This window comes from Psychrobacillus mangrovi (assembly GCF_037104765.1).
GTDB lineage: Bacteria > Bacillota > Bacilli > Bacillales_A > Planococcaceae > Psychrobacillus > Psychrobacillus mangrovi.
The window spans coordinates 22,902-46,270 of record NZ_JBAWSY010000007.1; the positions used below are offsets into that span (position 1 = coordinate 22,902).

General features: G+C 35.7%; 26 protein-coding genes and 1 pseudogene. 10 read left to right on the forward strand and 17 right to left on the reverse strand.

Annotated elements, in window-relative coordinates; all coding sequences use genetic code 11:
• Positions 1-67: 67 nt before the first annotated feature.
• Positions 68-1,444 (forward strand): 23S rRNA (uracil(1939)-C(5))-methyltransferase RlmD, encoded by a 1,377-nt coding sequence (gene rlmD / locus WAX74_RS11105; protein WP_336497730.1) that lies wholly within the window; start codon positions 68-70, stop codon positions 1,442-1,444.
• A 19-nt stretch (positions 1,445-1,463) separates the two neighbouring features.
• On the opposite strand, the gene WAX74_RS11110 is transcribed toward rlmD, so the two are convergent.
• The 5 genes from WAX74_RS11110 to WAX74_RS11130 form a co-directional block, all read right to left on the reverse strand.
• Positions 1,464-1,736, reverse strand: a complete 273-nt coding sequence (locus WAX74_RS11110; RefSeq protein ID WP_336497731.1) for a hypothetical protein — start codon at positions 1,734-1,736, stop codon at positions 1,464-1,466.
• A 94-nt stretch (positions 1,737-1,830) separates the two neighbouring features.
• Complete coding sequence (locus WAX74_RS11115; RefSeq protein ID WP_336497732.1) at positions 1,831-2,259, reverse strand: GNAT family N-acetyltransferase; 429 nt, start codon at positions 2,257-2,259, stop codon at positions 1,831-1,833.
• Between the two features lie 4 nt (positions 2,260-2,263).
• Positions 2,264-2,476, reverse strand: a complete 213-nt coding sequence (locus tag WAX74_RS11120) for a hypothetical protein (RefSeq protein WP_336497733.1) — start codon at positions 2,474-2,476, stop codon at positions 2,264-2,266.
• A 28-nt stretch (positions 2,477-2,504) separates the two neighbouring features.
• Positions 2,505-2,726 (reverse strand): hypothetical protein, encoded by a 222-nt coding sequence (locus WAX74_RS11125; RefSeq protein ID WP_336497734.1) that lies wholly within the window; start codon positions 2,724-2,726, stop codon positions 2,505-2,507.
• Positions 2,727-2,805: 79 nt separating this feature from the next.
• The gene (locus WAX74_RS11130; RefSeq protein ID WP_336497735.1) at positions 2,806-3,249 is read right to left on the reverse strand and encodes a hypothetical protein; all 444 of its coding nucleotides are present in this window, start codon (positions 3,247-3,249) and stop codon (positions 2,806-2,808) included.
• Positions 3,250-3,419: 170 nt separating this feature from the next.
• Between WAX74_RS11130 and WAX74_RS11135 the strand changes: the two genes are divergently transcribed.
• A complete protein-coding gene (locus WAX74_RS11135) occupies positions 3,420-4,190 on the forward strand; it encodes an SDR family oxidoreductase (protein WP_336497736.1) in 771 nt (256 codons plus the stop codon).
• Positions 4,191-4,210: 20 nt separating this feature from the next.
• Here WAX74_RS11135 and WAX74_RS11140 read toward each other — a convergent pair whose 3' ends face one another.
• The gene (locus WAX74_RS11140; protein WP_336497737.1) at positions 4,211-4,933 is read right to left on the reverse strand and encodes a class I SAM-dependent methyltransferase; all 723 of its coding nucleotides are present in this window, start codon (positions 4,931-4,933) and stop codon (positions 4,211-4,213) included.
• 17 nt (positions 4,934-4,950) lie between these two features.
• Positions 4,951-6,126 carry an MFS transporter gene (locus WAX74_RS11145; RefSeq protein WP_336497738.1) on the reverse strand — a complete coding sequence of 392 codons (1,176 nt, stop codon included), beginning with the start codon at positions 6,124-6,126 and terminating at the stop codon, positions 4,951-4,953.
• A 427-nt stretch (positions 6,127-6,553) separates the two neighbouring features.
• Between WAX74_RS11145 and WAX74_RS11150 the strand changes: the two genes are divergently transcribed.
• The 4 genes from WAX74_RS11150 to WAX74_RS11165 all read left to right on the forward strand — a co-directional run bounded on the left by WAX74_RS11150 (position 6,554) and on the right by WAX74_RS11165 (position 11,285).
• Positions 6,554-6,739, forward strand: a complete 186-nt coding sequence (locus tag WAX74_RS11150) for an SE1561 family protein (protein ID WP_336497739.1) — start codon at positions 6,554-6,556, stop codon at positions 6,737-6,739.
• Between the two features lie 410 nt (positions 6,740-7,149).
• A complete protein-coding gene (locus tag WAX74_RS11155) occupies positions 7,150-8,679 on the forward strand; it encodes a fumarate hydratase (protein ID WP_336497740.1) in 1,530 nt (509 codons plus the stop codon).
• 144 nt (positions 8,680-8,823) lie between these two features.
• Positions 8,824-10,734 carry a heavy metal translocating P-type ATPase gene (locus WAX74_RS11160; protein WP_336497741.1) on the forward strand — a complete coding sequence of 637 codons (1,911 nt, stop codon included), beginning with the start codon at positions 8,824-8,826 and terminating at the stop codon, positions 10,732-10,734.
• Positions 10,735-11,003: 269 nt separating this feature from the next.
• Positions 11,004-11,285 (forward strand): hypothetical protein, encoded by a 282-nt coding sequence (locus WAX74_RS11165; RefSeq protein ID WP_336497742.1) that lies wholly within the window; start codon positions 11,004-11,006, stop codon positions 11,283-11,285.
• Between the two features lie 518 nt (positions 11,286-11,803).
• Here WAX74_RS11165 and WAX74_RS11170 read toward each other — a convergent pair.
• Positions 11,804-12,025: pseudogene (locus tag WAX74_RS11170) on the reverse strand (oxidoreductase); the annotation flags it as partial.
• A 140-nt stretch (positions 12,026-12,165) separates the two neighbouring features.
• Here WAX74_RS11170 and WAX74_RS11175 point away from each other — a divergent pair.
• Positions 12,166-12,441: a transporter gene (locus WAX74_RS11175; RefSeq protein WP_336497743.1), complete on the forward strand. Its 276-nt coding sequence runs from the start codon at positions 12,166-12,168 to the stop codon at positions 12,439-12,441.
• Between the two features lie 3 nt (positions 12,442-12,444).
• Here WAX74_RS11175 and WAX74_RS11180 read toward each other — a convergent pair whose 3' ends face one another.
• The 5 genes from WAX74_RS11180 to WAX74_RS11200 all read right to left on the reverse strand — a co-directional run bounded on the left by WAX74_RS11180 (position 12,445) and on the right by WAX74_RS11200 (position 15,382).
• On the reverse strand, positions 12,445-12,726 hold the full coding sequence (locus WAX74_RS11180) for a hypothetical protein (RefSeq protein ID WP_336497744.1): 282 nt from the start codon (positions 12,724-12,726) through the stop codon (positions 12,445-12,447).
• A 98-nt stretch (positions 12,727-12,824) separates the two neighbouring features.
• On the reverse strand, positions 12,825-13,115 hold the full coding sequence (locus tag WAX74_RS11185; RefSeq protein ID WP_336497745.1) for a DUF5316 family protein: 291 nt from the start codon (positions 13,113-13,115) through the stop codon (positions 12,825-12,827).
• Positions 13,116-13,384: 269 nt separating this feature from the next.
• Positions 13,385-13,819, reverse strand: a complete 435-nt coding sequence (locus tag WAX74_RS11190) for a GlcG/HbpS family heme-binding protein (protein WP_336497746.1) — start codon at positions 13,817-13,819, stop codon at positions 13,385-13,387.
• 182 nt (positions 13,820-14,001) lie between these two features.
• Positions 14,002-14,973, reverse strand: a complete 972-nt coding sequence (locus WAX74_RS11195) for a YihY/virulence factor BrkB family protein (RefSeq protein WP_336497747.1) — start codon at positions 14,971-14,973, stop codon at positions 14,002-14,004.
• Positions 14,974-14,989: 16 nt separating this feature from the next.
• Complete coding sequence (locus tag WAX74_RS11200) at positions 14,990-15,382, reverse strand: YtxH domain-containing protein (protein WP_336497748.1); 393 nt, start codon at positions 15,380-15,382, stop codon at positions 14,990-14,992.
• 169 nt (positions 15,383-15,551) lie between these two features.
• Between WAX74_RS11200 and WAX74_RS11205 the strand changes: the two genes are divergently transcribed.
• The gene (locus WAX74_RS11205) at positions 15,552-16,919 is read left to right on the forward strand and encodes an alanine/glycine:cation symporter family protein (protein WP_336497749.1); all 1,368 of its coding nucleotides are present in this window, start codon (positions 15,552-15,554) and stop codon (positions 16,917-16,919) included.
• Between the two features lie 62 nt (positions 16,920-16,981).
• Entirely contained in the window at positions 16,982-17,203 is a 222-nt protein-coding gene (locus WAX74_RS11210) for a DUF1128 domain-containing protein (protein WP_336497750.1), read from the forward strand.
• Positions 17,204-17,248: 45 nt separating this feature from the next.
• On the opposite strand, the gene WAX74_RS11215 is transcribed toward WAX74_RS11210, so the two are convergent.
• The 4 genes from WAX74_RS11215 to motA all read right to left on the reverse strand — a co-directional run bounded on the left by WAX74_RS11215 (position 17,249) and on the right by motA (position 21,879).
• Positions 17,249-18,160: a pseudouridine-5'-phosphate glycosidase gene (locus WAX74_RS11215; RefSeq protein WP_336497751.1), complete on the reverse strand. Its 912-nt coding sequence runs from the start codon at positions 18,158-18,160 to the stop codon at positions 17,249-17,251.
• A complete protein-coding gene (locus WAX74_RS11220) occupies positions 18,157-19,257 on the reverse strand; it encodes a PfkB family carbohydrate kinase (protein ID WP_336497752.1) in 1,101 nt (366 codons plus the stop codon). The genes WAX74_RS11215 and WAX74_RS11220 overlap by 4 nt, the downstream gene beginning before the upstream one ends.
• Before the next feature lie 1,067 nt (positions 19,258-20,324).
• On the reverse strand, positions 20,325-21,092 hold the full coding sequence (gene motB, locus WAX74_RS11225; protein ID WP_336497753.1) for a flagellar motor protein MotB: 768 nt from the start codon (positions 21,090-21,092) through the stop codon (positions 20,325-20,327).
• Positions 21,076-21,879 (reverse strand): flagellar motor stator protein MotA, encoded by an 804-nt coding sequence (gene motA / locus WAX74_RS11230; protein ID WP_336497754.1) that lies wholly within the window; start codon positions 21,877-21,879, stop codon positions 21,076-21,078. The genes motB and motA overlap by 17 nt, the downstream gene beginning before the upstream one ends.
• A gap of 189 nt (positions 21,880-22,068) precedes the next feature.
• Here motA and WAX74_RS11235 point away from each other — a divergent pair, with 189 nt between their 5' ends.
• Positions 22,069-23,301 (forward strand): aminopeptidase, encoded by a 1,233-nt coding sequence (locus WAX74_RS11235; protein ID WP_336497755.1) that lies wholly within the window; start codon positions 22,069-22,071, stop codon positions 23,299-23,301.
• The last annotated feature ends 68 nt before the right edge of the window (positions 23,302-23,369 follow it).

A 23,369-nucleotide genomic window follows, 5' to 3' on the forward strand; every position in this document is an offset into this window, starting at 1 on the left:
TAATCCCCACCGAATTATGTAGTGGGGATTTTACTACTAGTACAAGCGGGATAAAGGACGTGAAGGAATGACAGAACAAACAGCAATACAAGTAGGACAAGAATTTCCTCTAACGATAAAAAGACTGGGAATAAACGGTGAAGGTGTAGGTTTCTTCAAACGAAATGTTATTTTCGTAAAGGGTGCATTACCTGGTGAAGTAATTACAGCAAAAGTAATAGAAGCTAAACCGAAGTATGCAGAAGCAACAATAAGAAAAATCAGGCAAGCATCTCCTGACCGCATTACTCCTCCATGTCTCATTTATGAAGCATGTGGTGGCTGTCAGCTTCAGCATATGACTTACGATAGACAGCTCATCGAAAAGAGAGATTTAGTTATCCAAGCATTGGAGCGTTATGTGAAAGAGCTAGCTCCAAACATTGAAGTAAGAAAAACAATAGGCATGGACGATCCATGGCGTTACCGCAATAAAAGTCAATTTCAAGTAAGACAATCTGGCAATGAAGTGATTGCAGGATTATATGCAGCAAGCTCTAACAAGTTAATCGACATTAATAAATGTATAGTCCAACATCCAATAACGACACATATTACAAACGAAATCAAAGGCTATTTACAAAAGCTGAATATTCCAATTTACGATGATAAAAATCCAAATGGTATTGTTCGCACTATTGTTGTTCGTACAGGTGTAAAAACAGGACAAATTCAAGTAACTCTTGTTACAACAAAAAAGAAAATGCCTCAAAAAGAAGAACTTGTTCAACTTATACGCGGAATCGATTCTAATATTGTGTCCATTAGTCAAAACATTAATGCAGAAAAAACATCTCTTGTTTTTGGTGAAACGACATTCAATTTATTTGGAAAAGAAACGATTCATGAAAAGCTTGGAGAATTGGCATTTGACTTATCAGCAAGAGCATTCTTCCAACTCAATCCTGAGCAAACTGAAAACTTATACACTGAAATTGAAAAAGCAGCTGCTCTTACAGGAAAAGAAACAGTAGTAGATGCTTATTGTGGGGTTGGAACAATCGGACTTTGGCTTGCAAAAAATGCGAAAGAAGTTCGAGGAATGGATATAATAGAAGAATCTATTCAAGATGCTAAAAAGAATGCGAAGCGAAATGGCTTCAATAATACAAAGTATGTTCATGGTACTGCGAAACAATGGCTAACAACATGGAAAAACGAAGGCTTTGTTCCTGATGTATTAACTGTAGATCCTCCAAGAACAGGTCTTGAGGACGAATTTATTAAAACCATTTTAAATATCAAACCAAAACGTTTTGTTTACACTTCATGTAACCCTTCCACTCTTGCAAAAGATTTACAGCAGCTGACAAAGCTTTACGATGTGAAATATATTCAACCGGTAGATATGTTCCCTCAAACTTCTCATGTTGAGGCAGTAACTCTATTAGAATTAAAAAACTAAAAAAAAGCCAGAGAATCTGTTAAAGATTCTCTGGCTTTTTAGCATGGTTTCGTTTCTTCACCTGTATTATAAGATGGTCATCATTAAGGCCGGCTACCGCTATTAAGGATTTATTCTCATTATAAACCCCATATAGAGATTCTCCTTGCTCACTAATAGTATTGGTTCCGTCCTTATAATCATTAAATAGTCTTTCAAGAAAACGGAATCCATCTGCTTTACTTTCTTCTACGAGTTGGGATAATGCGCTTATAACTAAATTTTCTATTTTACTTATTCTAAAGTCTTCCATCTATTCACCTCCGTAGCTCCGTAAAATTTCTGTATAGATATTTCAACCCAAGCAGAATAGTTACTTTAGCGACAAGACAAATATCCAACTAAATTTAGTCGTTATTTATACTTCTATCATTAGTTAACTCACACATAAAACGTTCAACGCCTGGATATTTTTCTCCTAAACTCTTAATCTTAAATCCATACTTCCGATAAAATTCAACTGCATCTCTATCCGTTTCAGCTTGGATGCGACAAAAAGAAAAGTGAGCACAAACGAAATCAATCATTTGGCTCCCTCTTCCCTTTCCTCTTTCACTAGATGATACAGCGATATGCTTTATTTCAATAAGATTTGAGCTTATTATTTCAATCCCTATACAGCCAATTAGACTTCCCTTACTCTCTAGTACATATAATGATCGTTCATTTAAAGATACGTATTTTTCATATTCTTGATCTATTTTATCAAGAGAGGTTGCATAAGACAGTAGCTGCCTTAGATCGGGATGTATCGATTTGGTATTAATTTTTATCAACTAATTACCACCTATTCGTCCTTCCACTCTTTTCTTCCAGACTTATTCTTTTAAGCTCTATAAGGCCACCTATAAATGAAACAAACCCACCCATTCCTATAATCACTGGAAGAAAGGAAACAGTTGTCATAGTATCTTTTGTCATTAAAAAATACATGATATAAAAGAACAAAACAAGGCTACTAGTAGCTCCAATAATTACACTAACTTTTCTCATAATCATTCAACCCTTCGACACATCGGTATTAGAGAAATAGAAAAATTGAAATTACAAAATATACAATACCTGATCCTATTTCTGTAAGTACAACCTTTCTTTTAGCTTTGTGGTAAAAACTTTCTATACCATCTATTGTCGAACCAATGCCTCCCAATGCGATGACAAAACTTAGTAAAGAGATATCCAAATCGTTAACAATTGCCATTATCAATAAAATAACCATTGCTAGAATTATTAAAAATCTCATTATTAGTATAGGCCTAGAACTTTTCTTTCTTTTCGTTTTTTCAATAGACAATTCCATTCCACTTACCTCGTGTCATTTATTAATTGCTGTTATTAGTATTCCTATTTTCAAAAATTCCAATCATTATGGATAAACCTGCGACGATTGCTGGAATGCCTAGTTCATTTATCTGGTATATCCAATATGGAACAGGAGCAGAAAAATTAGATGATTCAGAAGTTGTGTATTGTATTACGGTGACTATAACTGGACTATAAAATGCAATAAGCAAACTTGGTAAACTTATACATAATAATAGAGGCCAATTCAATTTAACTGTCCAACTTCTAATAAATAGTACTGATATATATAGCCCAAATACTAAAAATGTAGTCGTTATAAACCAAAAATACGGAATTAAGTTAAACGTTATTGCGCTATTTTCCCGTATATTCTGCCCTAATAAGGAACTTAATAATATTAAAGCGATTAAACCTACTAGCCAACTTAATTTCCAAACGTAATTTGACCAATTAGCGCTCATATGAGATCCTCCTTACATAATCGTTACAAAAAGCCTTTTAATAACATACGTTTCAAATAGAAAAATAGTTTCAATTTTTGTAATATTTACCGTTTTTTCAAGTCTTCCTTTTTGAATTGAAATAGGTTTTACAGATAGAATAGTTGTATTAAATAGAAACGGGTGATGAAATGTTTGAAGGAAAAACTTGTGTCATAACAGGTGGAGCAAATGGAATTGGCAGATGTCTTGTAGAGGAGTTTTCAAAGCTTGGATGCTCTATTGCATTTATTGATAAAGATGAAAAAGCTGGTCAAAAATTGCTTAGTACCTTATCTGGTAATCATTTATTTATTGCAGGAGATTTAGCAAAAAAAGAAGATATCGAGAATTTTGCCAGTCAAGTCATTCAACAGTATGATTCAATAGATTTCTTATTGAATAATGCATGTTTTAGCAATAAAGGTATTTTAAGTGATTGTAGTTATGAAGATTTTACTGAAATATTGAATGTAGGAATAACTGCACCTTATATGTTGTCGAAGCTTTTTATGCCTCATTTTAATAGAAAAGCTGCTATCGTCAATATGGCTTCAACTCGGGCATTTATGTCCCAATCGGACACGGAAAGCTATAGTGCCACCAAAGGAGGTATATCTGCATTAACCCATGCTCTTTCTATTAGCTTAGCAGGAAAAGTCCGTGTGAATGCAATCAGCCCTGGTTGGATTGAAACCGGTGCTTACCATGAGGTAAATGAAATCTATACAGCGTCAGAAGAAGATCGGCTTCAACACCCTTCTCAGCGAATTGGGAATCCCCTAGATATCACAAGAGCAGCAATTTTCTTATGTGATCCCAAAAATGATTTTATTAATGGAGAAAACATTACAATCGATGGCGGCATGTCTAAACTAATGATCTACCATGGAGATGGCGGTTGGAACTATACTAAACAATGAAAAAGAAAACACTTGGTGATCTAATCCCAAGTGTTTTCTATCTTTTTTCCTTTTACAATCATAAAATGAGGATTTTTCATTAGTCTTTCATATTTTTCAGGTTCTCTCATTTTAAAATTTTCTGTTGGTTGGGGTTCAATTAACTGCTCAATTGAAAAATGTGCAAGTGTGTCATTTAGTATCATCTGAAGAGGCCGACGGTAGAATGGAACTTCAATCATTTTCCCTTCTCTTTCCCATTGATCGATAATGAATTCATTTGAAAAATAATCTCCATTCTCGGATAATTTAAAATCCATGAATGGGTGGTGGACGGAAAACAATAGTTTTCCACCGGGTTTTAATATTCTCCGAAACTCCTTGAAAGTGCTGTTCCAATCCTTTATGTAATGAAGCACTAGAGAGCTTATAATCCAATCAAATGTTTCATTTTCGAAAGGCAGCTTTTCTCCCAAATCTAAACACAATACTTTTGCATTTTCACCAACTCGTCTTCTTGTTGCATCGACCATTTTAGGACTAAGATCAGTTCCGGTTACATCTGCACCTAAATGGACCAATTGAATTGTATACCAACCAGCTGCACATCCTGCATCGAGAACTTTATTATTACTTAAATCGGATGGCAATAGATTCATCATCGCAGGTCTTTCATATTCCGTATTGAATAGACTTTTTATATCTACGTTATGTTCATAGTCATTCACAAGTTGATTGTAGGTTTCTTCTACTCTTTTATTCATATTTCACCTCGACTCCTTCATACATAGCTTCTCTTTTGAGGATTAGATACAAAGATAACAAAAGATAAAATGCCAAGTAATAAAGCAACTAATACTAAAAAGCTAATACCTTCAAATAGCTGAATAAATAGACCGCCTAAAAAAGGACCAGAAAGGCTACCTAGACTAAAGGAAATACCACAAATTAAGTTACCTGTTGGGAGTAGTTCCTTCGGCGTTAAGTCAGCCATATAAGAAATTCCAAGTGAGAATGTCGATCCTACGAACATTCCGGCTATAAAAAATAATATGGCTATTACCGTGGCAATAGTTTCAAAAAGACTAGCAATTCCAAATGTCACTGCACCAAGGCCGAGCATTATTATTAATACTTTTCTTCTTCCTATTTTGTCACTTAATACTCCGAGTGGTAGTTGTGATACAACCCCCCCTATTGAAAAGGCCGCTAATATGTAGGACAAGCTTGTAACTTCAATGGAATTTCGAAGTGCATAAACCGGATAAATTGCGTTTAAAGATGATTCCAAAAATCCGTAAGAAAACGGAGGAATAAATGCTACCCACGCCACTGCGAAGGCTGCTCCAAATCGTTTCCATGTTCCTGCTTGAGCTGATGAGCTGGTATGAATTTCCGGTTTTTCATTTTTAACAAAAAAGACTAACAACCAGGCTCCTAAACACAGAAGACTAGATATGATAAACGGAAGCCCTTCAAAGATTTGTACCAGTTGGACAAGCAAAGGACCTACTGCAAATCCTACACCAAATGAAAGACCGTATATCGCTATATTTCTACCTAATCGATGTTGTGGAGAAAAGCTAGTAATCCATGTTTGTGTAGAGAAATGAAGAGCATGATCTCCAATCCCTATCAATAATCGTAATACAAACCAAAATGCAACACTCTTCCATAATGGAAAAAGCATTAATGAAATAATTACGAGAAGACCACCTATTATAATAATGGGCTTGTATCCAAACTTACGGAGTGGTGGCTCAATAAATGGAGATATTAATAATGTACCTATATAAAGACCTGTTGCACTTAATCCATTTATAGTCGCACTTACCCCGTCTTGCTCAAATATTACGGAGATGAGTGGCAATAACATCCCTTGTGAAAAACCCGATATGGATACAATCATGACAAGTATCCAAAATCGCTTACGTTCAACTGCTGTAAATTGCTGCATATCCTACCTCGTTTTATATATTCTAAGTTGTTCTAAACAGTAGTGTAGCAGACAAATCGATCACATTATATATATTTTTCTTAAAAATTGGGTAAGCTATAGAAATCAGACATCAACAAAAGGCCCAGTCGATATCTACATGAGATCTGACTGAGCCTTTTACATATAACTATTATTCACTTGTATGTTCATAACTGCATTTGCGGCCTCTATGCCGGTGAAATGTCTGAATCCCCTCCTTCTCTCGATTGAATGGTTTTCGACTATTCACTACGGCCTCCCTTCTATGTATGCGTTAGAGATACTTTAACACATAATAAGAAAAGAGTAAATATTCTAAATACATTAATTATTAAAATAACTCTTTAGACCTATCTTTTATACCTTTTTTCATTTATTCTTAAATCATAAAGTGAGGTGTTATTCTGTGGGTAAACAAATTTCAAATCCAGAACAACAAGTATCTTATTTAAAAGATCGTCTACAAATGTTTTTAGAGGTATTAGATTCAATTGAACCTGAAACGACTGAACTAGAAGATATAGATCGACTTATTCAAATGATGGATGACTTAGAGTTAAAGATGGAACAATTTAAAAGTTCAAAGGATTAAATTACATGATAAAGAAGTTCGGAATGCATCACATTGCGAACTCTCAGATTGTGATCAAAAGGTATCGAGAGACCTCCTCTCGATACCTTTTGTCAATTTATAGAACCAGATCAGTATTCGTCAGCATCTGATGTACATTCTTGGCAGATGCTTTCCGCGGACAGAGTCGAGCCGCTTCCTTCGCTATGCTCGAGGAAACTTAAAAACTCGCAATTAGTATTTTTGTACAAACTATTAAACTTACAATTTCTTTATAGATGATTATGATGAAGAATTAGAATTTGTATGGAAGCACTCTTTCCCCACCAAATCCCCATTTTAAATATCTGAATCCTCTCTTTTTTTCGAAGTGATTAAATAGTATACTTGTAATGTTTAAGATATACATACATAGAAGGAGCGTTTATCCCATGCAATTGGAGCAATTAGAAAAAAGTATTTATGACTTAATAACTGAAACTTCTACAAATTTACCAAAAGATGTCCGTCGAGCAATTAAAAAAGCAAAAGCAGCTGAAAATGCAGGTACTCGTGCCGCAATGAGTTTAGATACCATTACAAACAATATCCAAATGGCCGATGATAACGTCTCTCCTATTTGCCAAGACACTGGGTTACCAACATTCAAAATTAAAACACCAGTTGGCGTTAACCAATTAGAAATTAAAGCAGCGATTAAACGTGCAATCGTGAGTGCTACAAAAGATGCAAAGCTTCGTCCTAACTCCGTTGATTCATTAACAGGGAAAAATAGCGGCGACAACCTTGGTGAAGGTGTCCCAGTAATGAAATTTGAGCAATGGGAAAAAGATTATATTGAAATGAAGCTTATCCTAAAAGGTGGCGGCTGTGAAAACAAAAACATCCAGTATAGCCTTCCTACAGAACTAGAAGGCTTGGGCAGAGCTGGACGCGATTTAGACGGAATTCGTAAATGTATTCTACATTCTGTTTATCAAGCACAAGGTCAAGGGTGTTCTGCTGGCTTCATCGGAGTTGGTATCGGTGGAGATCGTTCCTCAGGATATGACTTGGCTAAAGAACAATTATTCCGTCATGTAGAAGATACAAATCCTAATCCTGATTTAGCACAATTAGAAGAGTATATTGTAGAAAAAGCAAATACTCTAGGCATTGGTACTATGGGATTCGGAGGAGAAGCAACTCTACTTGGCTGTAAAATTGGTGTGATGCACCGAATTCCAGCAAGCTTCTATGTATCTGTTGCTTACAACTGTTGGGCATATCGTCGTATGGCAATCAATATTCATCCAACAACAGGTGAAATCATTGATTGGCATTACCAAGATGGAGAAAAAATTGAATTTAAAGAAGAAACTACTGAAGAAGCTCCTAAAAAAGTGGTGGAACTTCAAGCTCCTATCTCAGAAGAACAAATCCGCTCTCTACAAGTCGGAGATGTTGTTTCAATCAGTGGTCGCATGTACACTGGGCGTGACGCAATCCACCATCATTTAATGAGTCATGATGCTCCAGTAGATCTAAACGGACAAATCATTTATCACTGTGGTCCAGTTATGCAAAAAGACGATGAAGGTAATTGGCACGTGAGAGCTGCTGGTCCAACTACTTCAATTCGAGAAGAACCATACCAAGGCGATATTATGAAAAAGTTCGGTATTCGTGCGGTTATAGGTAAAGGTGGTATGGGACCTAAAACACTTGCCGCTTTATCAGAACATGGTGGTGTTTACTTAAATGCGATCGGCGGAGCGGCTCAATACTATGCAGACTGTATTAAAGGTGTCGAAGGTGTTGACTTAATGGAGTTTGGTATTCCGGAAGCAATGTGGCATTTACGAGTGGAAAACTTCACAGCTGTTGTAACAATGGACTCACACGGCAATAGTTTACATGCAGATGTAGATAAGTCTTCATTAGAAAAATTGTCGGCTTATAAAGAACCTGTGTTCAACTAAACGTTTAAATTGACATTAAATAACTTCTAAATTATAATAATTATAAAGTAGTAATGAATATAAAATGGGTTTCCAACTGGGAATCCATTTTCGTCATTTTATAAGCTTAATAAGAGTGAAATTCATTATCAAGGAGGTATTTACATGTCTACTATAAAGGAAACAAATGAGAATTCATCATTTTTTAAATCCCTAATTCCCCATTTGGAGCTAATTGCCGCTCTCTTCTCTGGGGTATTAATTCTCGTTGCTTGGTTGCTTAGTAATGCTGCCCAAGAGACAGCTTCTATCGTATTTTATTTATTAGCATTTGTCATTGGGGGCTTCGCAAAAGCCAAAGAAGGTATAGAAGCAACCATTGAAGATAAAGAATTGAATGTAGAAATGCTGATGATTTTAGCAGCAATTGGTTCTGCTATAATCGGTTATTGGACAGAGGGTGCTATATTAATTTTCATCTTCGCTGTTAGTGGTGCACTTGAAACCTATACTATGAACAAAAGTAAAAAAGAGATATCTTCTCTCATGAAATTACAACCGGAAGAAGCATGGAAACTAAACAGTGACGGCTCTACAATTCGTGTCTCCGTAAACGAACTTGTAGTCGGAGATCAATTGGTTGTCAAACCAGGAGAAAGAATACCTGCAGACGGAATCATTGTAAGTGGCTTTACAGCAGTAGATGAAGCTGCAATTAGCGGTGAGTCTATTCCTGTTTCCAAACAAACAAAAGATGAACTATATGCTGGTACCGTGAATATTAGTGGGGCTATTACTATGGAGATGACAAAAGCAAATGAGGATTCACTTTTCCAAAAGATTATCCAACTTGTTCAATCTGCTCAAGATGAAAAATCTCCTGCACAACAATTTATTGAGAAATTTGAAGGTACTTATGTAAAATTCGTATTGCTTAGCGTGGCAGTTATGATGTTTCTTCCACATTACTTACTTGGCTGGGACTGGACGACCACGTTGTATAGAGCGATGGTTTTATTGGTAGTAGCATCACCTTGTGCTCTTGTAGCTTCAATTATGCCTGCTACACTTGCAGCTATTTCAAATGGTGCAAAAAGTGGCATTTTGTTTAAAGGTGGAGTCCATTTAGAAAACGTAAGTGAAATGAAAGCAATTGCTTTAGATAAAACAGGTACATTAACACAAGGGAAACCAGTTGTAACAGACTTTTTTGTTCGAGAAGATTTAGATAAAATTACAACTTTGACAATGCTGGCAACGATTGAAACACAGTCGAATCACCCACTTGCACAAGCAATAACTTCTTTTGCCAAATCAGAAGGAATAAGTCAACTACCCCTTATCCATATTGAGGATAAACCTGGATTTGGCTTAGAAGCAACTATTGATGGTCAAACAATTATTGTAGGAAAACCTGAATTTGTGAATAAAGAAGATGCCTTTGCTTTTCAAAATGGCATTGCAGCAACATTAGCGGATGAAGGAAAGACCGTCATCTTCATGCGAGATGAAAAAGGAATTGCTGCTGCCGCAGCTCTAAAAGATACAGTTCGTGAAGAAGCAAAAGAAGCTATAAAGTTACTTCAATCATTAGGAATAAAAACCGTGATGCTAACAGGGGATAATGAAAAAACAGCGAAAGTAATTGCAAAAGAAGCAGGAATCGATCAATATATCGCTGAATGTCTACCTGAAACGAAAGTAGAACATATGAAAGCATTGTTGAATGAGTATAAATTCGTTGGAATGGTCGGTGACGGCATTAATGATGCTCCTGCATTAGCAACCGCAACAACAGGATTTGCTATGGGTGAAGGATCAGATGTAGCACTTGAAACTGCAGATGTAGTCTTAATGAAAAATGATTTATCAAAAATCGCATATGCAGTTAAAATGTCTCGAAAAATGCAACGAATAGTAAAACAAAACATCGTCTTTTCTATTTCAGTTATAGCCGTGCTAATAATCTCAAACTTCCTACAAGCAGTTGACCTTCCACTTGGGGTTATCGGTCATGAAGGAAGCACTATTCTAGTAATCTTAAATGGTTTAAGAATGTTAAATAGAAACATTTAAAATAATATTGAAATTTTGGTAAGTCAAAAAGGACTTATTACAGTCCTTTTTGATTCCTTCTTAATAATGGCATTTCCTACTTCTGCAAACCTGCCCCGTTCTTTGAAATAGCACCTACTCTGCTAATTTTTTTAAAGTAAAAATACCCTATTTTTCTTTGCTACGTCTACCGGTATACCCATCCAAATTTTTCTTTTATAAAAAAATTTAACAATATGAATTGGTCACAAATATAATATAGTAAATGTAAAGGTAGGGAGTTTGAAGGTATGGGGCTACACATTCATCAAGTAAAAAAAATTCTTCAAGATGTAGAGTTTGATTTAGTATTTAAAAATGTCGCGGACCTAGCTGGTGTTGTATGGGAAATATACCACATTGTTGATCCTAGCCAGGAAAATTTAGTAGTTGCCATCCTTAAACATACTGAAGGACAAAATTTGGGTACCCAAAACTTTATTCATCCCAATGCTGAAGGTTTAGAAGAGGTTGTGGAATTCAGCGAGGCTCAATTAAGTGCTTTTACTAAGATTGTCGCTGCCAGAAATTAATAAAAATTCTCACCTCTAAATCATCGGTACGATTTTTATTAGAGTTACGATATCAGTATTCCTTCAACTAAAGCACCCGATAGCCATCCATGCAGCAAAAACGCTGCACCACAGAGAATGAAAATTGTTTCAGAGCGGGTATATATAGGTACGGCTGGCGAAGAAGGTCATGAACTATGGTGCATAGAGCCCAGCCGCTAGTCTGACTCAAACGACCAGGGTGCATCACAGACTGCCACACCCATTACGGGTAGAACTCATGGAAGATTAATCCTACTCTGGTTATTGCACCAGCCTTACCTTTTATTCTATACAAAATAGATGTTTCTTGAGTACCCAATCAAACCCAAGTTAATCAATTTTAAGGCTCAGCCTATTTTAAAAAAGCATATTCTGAGTCTCTTTTGTTTTGCAATTTTTTAGATTTTGAGCATTTTTTAATTTTCATGGGAGCTCAACAAGAACTCATATAAAAACAAGCTAATTCGATAAAAAGAATTAGTTTGTCATTCTATCTCCTACAGTTCAAATTCTTTAATAACAGCAGTTGGTTGTAATACTTTTTCCGGTTCGAACTCTTTTAAAGGCTCTTCATTTTGAACTTTCTTTACCCAATCGTGATTAGCCAATGCTCCTTTTCCTAAAGTTACAATATCAGCATGACCATTAATAATAATTTCAGTAGCTCTATCTGGCTTCTCTAACTGTCCGTTTGCCATAATAGGTAATTGACTATATTTTTTTGCAAGTGCTACAAGTGAATCTTCTCCCGTTTAACGCCCCGTTAGTTTCTTCACAATTTTTAGTTTTCGATAGTCCATTCCTCTTACTTCTTCTTAACATATAATGTTAAGGAACTGACTAAAAGGAGTGAAAACCCATGGGTTATTTTCCGTCCCAAGGACCAATGAGACCACAATCACCTCCTCCGACCGTAAGGCCGCCAAAACCATATGTGTCCTATATCATCGACTGTGTATATCAAAACACTTATATATGGCTTAGAGATGGGAGACAATTTTGGTTTTACCCAACTCGTATAGAGATGGATGAAATATCTGGATATAGATGGAACGGTGCTTACTGGGAATTCTATGGATTTGATGAAGGATTGATAGATGCTGTTAGCTGTCCTGCTACCCCTACCCTTTACTAAAATTCAAAAAGCCTTGTGGTAATTAGAAACCACAAGGCTTTTCCTTAAGCTATTATATATCTTGTTGAGTTTAAGTACATTATCCAAGGTAGTACAGAGAATAAGAAAGTAGTTGTAGTAAACTATGCCCCCATAGGTTGGGTTCAATAATTTTTTGGTTGCTCTCCAGAACAAATGCCCTTCTATATCTTCTTCGTTTTCTGCTTTCTTAACCTTCTTTCTGTAATCAATCCAACTACTAATCAATACAATCGAAATGATAATTACATATGGAAGTTCATCCAAATAGAATCCTCCTTATCCCACAAAAAAGAAACCTCTTCTTAAACTAAACTGCTCCGTTAGTAAAAAAGCGTTTCCACTTATTGCGGAAACGCACCCAGTTAGTTCGATAAAAAATAAAAAAAAATTGCTACCACAAAACTTGGAATTGCAATCAAAGCTGAACGAAAACTAACATTATTTCTTTGTTTTCTATCCTCATCAGATTCAGTTGCAAAGTTAGCTCTCATTCTATCTCCACTTACTAAGACACCTGAAAAAATGAATGATATTCCAATAAAAAAGAAACCTATTCCACTAGTAATTGTAGTAACCATTTCAATATCCCATATTACAATAGATACTAAGACACCTATAAGAGATAGAAGAATTCGAATTAGAAAATACCTCAAGTTATCTCCCCCCTTTTTATCCCTTTTACTTTTATACGAATGAAATGAATAGTGGTTCTAATTTTCTGCTATTGGACTAAACTCCTAACTATAAAAATTGAGGTATCAACGGTTTTCATCAATTCATAATGTAGAAAAAATATTTTTCATCTATTTTATAAACAGAGTCTTGAAATTTATAGTTCTTTAATTAACTTGCCTAGAACTGTTCCAAATGAAAATAGAGCCACCTAAGCAGCTCTGAGATTACTTGAAGAGTACTAAAATTTTTAATTATTTGTATTAGCAGGGGTTATTGTCATACTTTCAAAAAAACGAACCGCTGCATTAGCTACTTCAATGTCCTGAGCGCTTGTTGCACCACTTACACCTATACCTCCAACTATCCTTTTATTATATATCAGTGGAATTCCTCCACCCAATATGACAATTCGCCCTTGGTTTGTTGTATTAATTCCAAATGATGGCCCTCCAGGAAGTGCAGCACTAACGAGATTTGCTGTTGGAACTTGCAATGCTACGCTGGTCCATGCCTTGTTTACAGCTATATCAATCCCTGCAATTTTAGCATTATCCATTCGATGGAAGGCAATCAAATTACCACCTTCATCAACAATTGCTATATCTTCTGAAATACCCATCGTCATTGCTTGTTTCTCTGCAGCTTCTAATAGTGCTTTTGCTGTTCTTAGAGAGATGATCAATAACTGTGCCCCTTTTTAGTTTTTCTTTATTTTATGAACAAATTGATTTTCCGTTACGAGAGTCAGCATATTTTTTATATATCGCGAAGTATTTATTATCTATCGTCCTAACAGCGCTGTAATGCTAAATTTATTGGTATTGACTTGAAACCGACAATTTTATACAAAAAGAAGCAAAAGAGCTAATGCTCCTCTGCTTCTTTTTGTTCTAATGCAATTTTTCTTTCTTGCATCACTGCATTCACTTGCCCACCTACTAGTAGCATTATTCCGGAAAGATACAACCAAAGCATCATTACGATAATTCCTCCAATGCTTCCATACGTAGAGGAATAATTTCCAAAATTACTAACATAGTAAGAGAATCCTAACGAAACAACGATCCAACCAATTGTTGCAAATGCTGCCCCTGGAAAAACACTTCTTAAAACCAATTTTTTATTTGGTACAATCCAGTAAAGAGCCGCTAATATTAAAAACATAACAATTGGACTGATTGTCCATCTAATATTATTCCATAATTTTACAAAACTCTCTTCAAAACCGAAATAAGAAAATAGAATAGTTCCAATTTGCTGACCAAAAACTGGTAATACGAGTGCAACAACTAATAAAAATATTAAAAGTAACGTAAAGACGATCGATAATCCTCTCACAATAAAAAAAGGTCTCGTTTCATCTAGATCATAAGATCTGTTTAATGACTTTACAATTGCATTCATCCCATTAGATGCTGACCAAATAGTAGCTATAATCCCGAAGGATAATAATCCTCCATTTCTGTATTGCAAAACATCCGAAACTGTATCTTCAATTAGAATATAAACATCTTCTGGAGCATAGTTTTCTAGAAAGCGAAATACTTGTGCCTCGTCCAAATTTAAATATGGCAATAAGGTAACTAGAAAGATAATCATTGGAAATAGTGATAATAAGAAAAAATAAGCAAGTTGAGCAGCAAGTCCTGTAATATCTGTTTCCTGAATATGTTTAATCAGATGCTTCATGTATCCAGACCAGGTGGTTAAGTCTTGCCTCTCACTTTTTTTCTTTTCTTTCTTTTTAAAATTTAAAAACCTCAGTCGATCATACCATTTAGTGGAGGACGAAGTGTTTGTATCTGATAATTCCTTATTAAAATGATTAGGTTCCACCTCATCCCCACCTCTCTTATGATTTATTGCTTTTTTCTTCATAAATACTTGAATACTCTTGTGCGGGTATAACAAGTGATTTGTATTCATCTTTTGACTGTGAAAATGCATCTTTCGTATCAGTCAGTAAAGTTTTAACTTGAGGCGTCATTTCTTTTACTTCATTTACTTTTTGAGATAAATACTTTGCATCTGAAGAAAATTGATCATAAAATGCTTTCCATTTCGTCACTTGCGATTCAATAGTTGTTTTTAATTCTTCACGGTTTTTACTGTAGTATACAATTTCATTTCTAATATATCTTGATTTGTTCATAACAGAATCACGAGTCTTTCTATCAAGCATTGTAATAGCGCCACCAAGCAATGCACCACACATAATACCTTTAACTAATTTATTTTCAGACATATACTTACCTCCATTTTTCGCTATATATATTTATAATTATACCCTTGACTTAATGGAATAAAACAAATTAATAATTAAAAAATAGCTTGACTAAGTCTCTGAATTTTAAGAACATTGGTAATAAGGAAAAAATAAATAGATTTGAAGAAAAAATGGGGGTTAGTAGTCGATGGAGAAATTAAACGAGTTTTTAGGAAGTGTATCATCTTTTTTATGGGGAATACCGCTATTAATATTAATCGTAGGGACAGGTATTTATTTAACAATTCGAGTAGGATTTTTACAAGTTAGGCTTTTACCTGTAGCTTTAAAACTAGTATTCTCTAAAAAGCATGATAAGGCAGCAGAAGGAGACATTTCTCAGTTTCAAGCACTTACAACTGCGCTTGCTGCAACTGTAGGGACAGGGAATATTGTCGGAGTTGCTACCGCTGTAGTTCTTGGTGGACCTGGTGCAATTTTCTGGATGTGGTTCTCCGCATTTTTCGGTATGGTTACGAAATATAGTGAAGCTATATTAGCAGTAAGATATCGTGTAAAAGATGCAAACGGTCAAATGGCTGGTGGTCCGATGTATTACTTAGAACACGGACTAAAACAAAAATGGCTTGCAGTTTTATTTGCAATCTTTGGTGCAATAGCAGCCTTTGGCATTGGAAATGGAACACAATCTAACTCCGTTGCTGGTATCGTAGATGCAACGTTTGGAATTGATACATGGGTTACTGGAATTATACTTACTATTTTTACTGCACTAGTTATCCTTGGTGGGATTAAATCAATTGGTAACGTTACTGCGATATTCGTTCCAGTTATGGCCTTATTCTATTTAATTGCCGGTTTAATTGTGATGGTTACAAATATCACCGCTATTCCAGAAGCATTCGCAACTATCTTTAGAATGGCATTCTCTGGGGAAGCCGCTGCTGGTGGTGCAATTGGTGCCGCTATTCGTTATGGTATTGCTCGTGGTGTTTTCTCCAATGAAGCTGGTTTAGGTTCTGCTCCTATTGCTGCTGCTGCTGCAAAAACAGATCTTCCCGGCCGTCAAGCACTTGTTTCTATGACTCAAGTATTTTTAGATACTTTCTTAATTTGTTCTATTACTGGAATAACGATTGTATTGTCAGGACTATACCAGGATAAAAATCTTGCAGCAAATGAATTGACTTCTGCTGCTTTCGGACATTTCTTAGGTGACTGGGGACCAATTGTTGTAGCAATCGGATTAGTTTTCTTTGCTTCCTCTACTATTTTTGGTTGGGCTTATTATGGAGAAAAATGTTTCCAATATTTATTTAAAAATCCTTCATCCTTAATTGTTTACCGTATTGCTTTCGTTATAATGGTATTTATTGGTTCAGTTGTTTCTCTAGATTTAATCTGGACTTTCTCTGATATAACTAATGCATTGATGGCAATTCCGAACTTAATAGGATTACTTGGTCTATCTGGGGTAGTTATATATGAAACGAAACGGATTCAAGATAAATTAAAAGAAGAAAAACTAGCAGAGAAAGCTGAGAAATCTATTTAGTAATTGACAATCGTTGCGTAGCGTGAAATGATACTTAATGTATGAAAGGTAGGTACAAAAAAATGAATTTATCTGAGCCTTCGGTTGAAAATGTTGCGTATATGATTGAAACAATAAAAGAAAAGCTTCGCATGGTAAACGTTGATGCAATGAAATCAGAACATTTTAATGCTAGCCAATATGAAGATTTAGTTTATTTATACGAAATGGTTAGTAAAAGAGACTCTTTTTCTCCAAGTGAAATGCAAGCCATTGCTGCTGAATTAGGTAATTTAAGAAAATGAAATTAGAAAATCCTTCACCCCAAAAATGGTGAAGGATTTTTTATATTAAAGATTATTCAATTCAACAGCAATCTTCGCTCCGACTTTTGCATTGTTATAAACAAGTGCAATGTTCGATTCTAAGCTTTTGCCTTCTGTTAATTCTTTTACTTTTCCAAGTAAGAAAGGTGTTACATCTTTCCCTTTAATACCATTTTCTTCTGCTTCTGTTAAAGCTTTTTCAATGATATTGGTAATGTACTCTTCGTCCATAGAATCTTCTGCTGGGATTGGATTTGCAATGATTGCTCCTCCATTTAACCCTAATTCCCATTTCACTTTTAGCATTTCTGCAACTTCCTTAGGCTCATCTAAACGGAAGTTTGAATTGAATGCACTTGTTGCGGAATAAAACGCTGGAAACTTGTCCGTTTGGTAACCTACTACAGGAACCCCTTTAGTCTCTAAATATTCAAGTGTTAGACCAATATCCAAAATAGATTTTGCTCCTGCGCATACAACTGCTACATTCGTAGATGCTAGTTCTTCCAAATCCGCAGAAATATCCATAGTTGTTTCTGCTCCTCTGTGCACTCCACCAATACCGCCAGTTACAAACATTTTAATACCCGCTAGCTCTGCACAGATCATTGTTGTAGCAACAGTTGTCGCTCCAATTTCTTTCGAAGCTACCACGTAAGGAAGATCTCTACGTGAAGTTTTTCGTGCATTGCTACTAGTACCTAGAGTTTCTAATTCTGCATCTGATAAACCTATCTTGATTTTACCTTCCATTATTGCAATTGTGGCAGGAACTGCACCATTATCACGAATAATCTGTTCTACAGTTCTAGCCATTTCAACGTTTTGTGGGTAAGGCATACCATGTGAAATAATAGTTGATTCTAAAGCAACAATAGCTTTGCCAGCTGCCATTCCTTCTTCTACTTCTTTTGAAAATGTTAAAAATTCTCTCATGATAAATATTCCTCCAGTTCATTATTTAAAATTACATTTGATAACTCTGTTCGAACAGTTTCAGCAGATTGTAATGTCTTGCTTGCATTGACCATGCCTGCAATTAACGCTGATTCCATCGCAGTTCCATCTAACCAGGCGTGAAGCATACCAGAAACAAAAGCATCTCCTGCGCCGGTGACATCAACAATTTCATTGACATCTATTGCCGGCACTATTATCCCTTCGCTAGAGCTACTAGCATACATAGCTCCTTTACTACCGTGAGTGATAACAACATGTTTTATACCCTTCTGCACAAAAGTTTGTGCAGCTTTCTTCCATGATTCCTGATCTACTATTTCCATTTGTAAATAGGTTTCAGACTCATCCTTGTTCAAAATAAGCAAGTCTATTCCTTCTAAGTTATCTGGCATTCTCTCCATTTTAGGAGAAGAGACCGGAATAATCGCTAAGGGGATATTCTTCCCAATCGATATTGATTGTAAATATTCAATTACTTCTTTTGGACAATTCATGTCTACAATTATTAATCGGGCGTTTGTGAGATGAGCTTCTTGTCTTTTAACGTAATCTACGGATAACTCATCGTATATTTCCATATTGGCTAATGCTAAGAGCATTTCTCCATCATTATCTAATATGGCTGAATACGTTCCAGTTGAATAATTGGTAAGTTTCTCAACAGAAAATAAGTTCATCCAATGACTAGATGCTTTTTCAATTATTTGATATTCCATATCATTTCCAACTACAGATAATAATCGCACATTATGCCCAAGTCTACCTAAGTTTTCAGCGATATTTCTTGCTACACCTCCAACACTCTGCATGCTTGTCGTCGGATTTGAAGTACCCATCTGTAATTTATTTTTCACTATGTATTTTCGGTCTACATTAGCACCACCAATACAAATAACCTCTTTGTTTTCAGGAATAATATATGCTCTCCCTGTAATTTCACCATTTTTAATTAATTGAGAAATCGTGTTTGCTACAGCAGGTCTAGACATTTGGAGATTATTAGCTATTTCCTGTTGAGAGGCATATGGATTATTTTTAAGGTACTGAAATACTTGAAGTTCTTTTGGTTGCATGTTTCTAACCCTCCTCCAAATACAAACTTTTGTTTTTATTATAAACTTTTGTTTTGAAATGTCAAAACAAAAACTGACAACTTTCTAAAAAAGTTGTCAGCTTACATAGAATACAAAAGGCAGTTGGTTAATTGGTCTCATTTATTATTTTTATTTATTGTCATTATTTCCTACTACCTCAAGATTATTCATCCTAAGTATATAAAAAATACGGTAGAATTTTATTGGTTTGGAGAAGTGTCTTCTTGACTCCTGCGGGAAAATCGAGACAGACTAGACCATGCAGGAGCGTAGTGAGGTCACTGAAAAACTCTTCAAGGAACGACATTTCGTTCAGATACTCGCTTCTTGTCTGGGTGACATTGATTTCCGTTCCAGGCGGACGCTTTCCGCCGGCATGGCTTCAGCCGCTTCCCTCGCTACGCTCAGTCCAGGGTCTTCAGCTCATGCTATTCCGGCTGGAGTCGCCGCCTTCCACTTCAATCAACTATTGTATGCTACTATAGAAATAAGGCACTTTCTGTTCAATTTCGAACAGAAAGTGCCTTATTTTGTTCAAAAAACAATTAAACCATTTAAAACTCAGGCTCTTTGGTGCCCTAAAGCGTAGCGGCTCGGCTTTAGCCCGCGTAAAGCAGCAAGCTTCGGAAAACCTGAAACCTATATAAAAATATATTCAAGTTTTGCTACATTCCGAACTGACAACTTTATGAAAAATTGTCAGCTCAGCTTAACTACAAAAGATTTTTTTATAAACTGTTATGAAGAATAATAAATCTCCCTAAAGAGAGGTTGCTATATCCAATTAAAATTAAAATAGTAGATTTCTATAAGGAATTGTTTATAAGGCAAGGATCACCACGAAGACTCCTGTGGGAACAGCTTGAGCAGAAGACCCCGAAGGAATGCAGTGACGAGGAGGCTGAAGCCAAGCCCACGGAAAGCGAAGTGGTGGTCCTTGCCGAATATTCAATGTACATCTCTATGCACCGAAATTGGTTTGGTACAGTTTGAGCTTTGATTAGACAGCTCAAAATTCTAATGTATTAACAGACCGTTCGTCTGAATTATTTTGGTGCATCGTTTAAAGTTCCATCTTCCAGCACACGTGGTTGGATCAAAACTTCTACACGTCTATTTTTAGCCCGACCTTCAGCGGAATCATTAGGTGCTACTGGTTTAAATTCACCATACCCTTTTGAACTAAAATAAAGTGGATCAATTGTATTATTTTCAACTAAAATCTTTAAGAAATTAACCGAACGCATAACACTAAGTTCCCAGTTAGAAGAAAATTCACTACTAGAAATAGGAACATTATCCGTATGACCTGTTATGACAACATGACGAGGGGGATCAAACACTAATAGATCAGATATATCTTTAGCAATTTGGAGATACTGCGGATTCACTTCTGCCTCACCTGTATCAAACAAAATACTATCCCGAATTGTTACTAATAGGCCTTCATCCGTTAATTGTGTTGCAAATTGCTTTTCTAATGCATTGACAGCAATATACTCATCTACGCTATCTTGAATCTCTGATAATGCTTGTTGGTCTTCAATATATGCTGTACTTTGCTCATTACTATTAGTTTTGTTTGGTGTAATCGGCACATCCAGCGGCGACGGATTTTCCATTAGTCCCACTCCGCCATCAAACACTTGACTAAAAACCTGGGACATCTGCTCCAGTTTTTCCTGATCTACTGTACTGGATGCAAACAAAACGATAAATAACGCCAACAATAAAGTTAATATATCCGCATAAGGAAGAAGCCAAGATTCACTCATTTCCTCTTCTTCTTTATGTTTCTTATGCTTCTTTGCCAAGGCCGACCTCCCCGCTTTCATTTAAAACTTTTTTGCGTTCCGACATTGAAAGATATGAAGCCAGCTTTTGTTCAATAACTCGTGGAGAATCTCCTTCTAAAACAGAAAGTATACCTTCTAACATCATTGTTTTTTGACGTATTTCTTGTTTAGATTTACGTTTTAATTTATTTGCAAATGGATGCCAAAGTACATATCCAGTAAAAATCCCTAGCAACGTTGCTATAAATGCGGCAGAGATGGCGTGACCTAGTTTTTCTACATCATTCATATCGCCCAGCGCTGCTATTAACCCCACAACGGCTCCTAGAACCCCTAAAGTAGGAGCGTATGTACCAGCTTGTGAGAAAATATGTGCACCACCTGCATGTCTCTCTTCCAATGCATCTATCTCTTCGGTTAATACATCACGTATATAATCCGCATTCTGACCATCAATCGCAAGTGTCAAACCATTTTTTAAAAATGGATCTTCTACTTCCGTTGTCTTACTTTCTAATGCAAGTAATCCTTCTCTTCGAGCTAAATCTGCCCAACCAGAAAACATTTTAATAACGTCATAATCAGGCAATAACTTTACCTCTTTAAATATAACGCCAAAGAGCTTAGGAACACGTTTTAACTCATTCATTGGGAACCCTATAACAATTGTAGCTATTGTTCCAAAGATAATGATTAAAATAGCTGCTGGATTAAAAAGAGCAACTAATGGTACTCCCTTTAAAACTATCCCAACTAATAAAGCAACAAATCCTAGTACAAGACCAATTACGGTAGACTTATCCATTCATTTTCCCCCACATTCTATATCTAACATTTATTTCGGTTATTCTGCATTTTTTTTAATAATAAACTTCCTTTTACATAATTAAATTTCATAATATATGAACTATCTATGTCTTTAATCCTGTAACAATGAGTATTCAACTGATTTAAAAACTGATATTATGAAATTAATACAGAAAGGAGTCGAAATATGTCATCTTTTAATGAAAATTTAAATAAGTATGCTGCTTTGGCTGTAGAAGTTGGAGTTAACATTCAACCAGGTCAAAATTTATTTATTGCTGCATCAATTGATAGTGTAGAACTCGTTCGATTAATTACGAAAAAAGCTTATGAAAATGGTGCGAACCAAGTTTTTGTAGATTTTTCAGACGATGAGATTACTCGCTTACGTTACGATTTAGCACCTAAAGAGTCCTTTGACTTCTTCCCGTCTTGGAAAGCACAAGAAAAGGAATTACTAGCGGAGCAAGGTGCCGCTTTCATGAGCATTATAAGTCAAAGTCCAGATCTATTAAAAGGAGTAGATGCAAGTAAAATTGCAGCGTTCCAAAAAGCTGCTGGTACTGCGTTAAACAAGTATCGTCAGTACACTCAATCCGACAAAGTTAGCTGGACAGTAATCGCATCACCATCTAAAGCGTGGGCAAGTAAGGTTTTTCCTGAAGTTGCCGAAGAAAAACAAGTTTCTGCTTTATGGGATGCTATATTTAAAGCGGTTCGTGCAGATTTAGAGGAACCAGTTGCAGCTTGGAAAGAGCATGACGAATTACTTCATACTAAAGTAGATTATTTAAATAATAAAAACTATAAAAAACTACACTATACAGCGCCTGGTACAGATTTGACTATCGAACTACCTACAGGACATCTATGGTGTGGAGCAAGTAGTGTGAATGAAAAAGGAAACGATTTCATGGCTAATATGCCAACTGAGGAAGTTTTCACAGTTCCTTTAAAAACTGGAGTTTATGGGTACGTAGCAAGTACAAAGCCTCTTAGTTACGGAGGAAATATCATTGACAATTTCACTGTGACATTTGAAAAAGGTCGTATTGTGAAAGTAGAAGCTGAACAAGGTCAAACTGTGTTAGAGAATCTTGTTGCAACAGATGAAGGCTCTCATTATTTAGGAGAAGTAGCCCTTGTCCCACATGATTCACCTATCTCTAATTCAAACTTACTATTCTATAACACACTATTTGATGAAAATGCTTCTAACCACTTGGCAATAGGAAGTGCATATGCATTTTGTTTAGAAGGTGGTAAAAAAATGAGCAGAGAAGAACTAGCTCAAAACGGTTTGAATGAAAGTATTACGCATGTAGATTTTATGATAGGATCGGACAAAATGGATATTGATGGAATCCATGAGGACGGTACAATCGAGCCAATTTTCCGCAATGGAAATTGGGCATTCTAATCTACTTAAATAGATTTCTATAATATTCTACTTACTTTTTATAGTATTTTAAGTTATAATATTAGTAT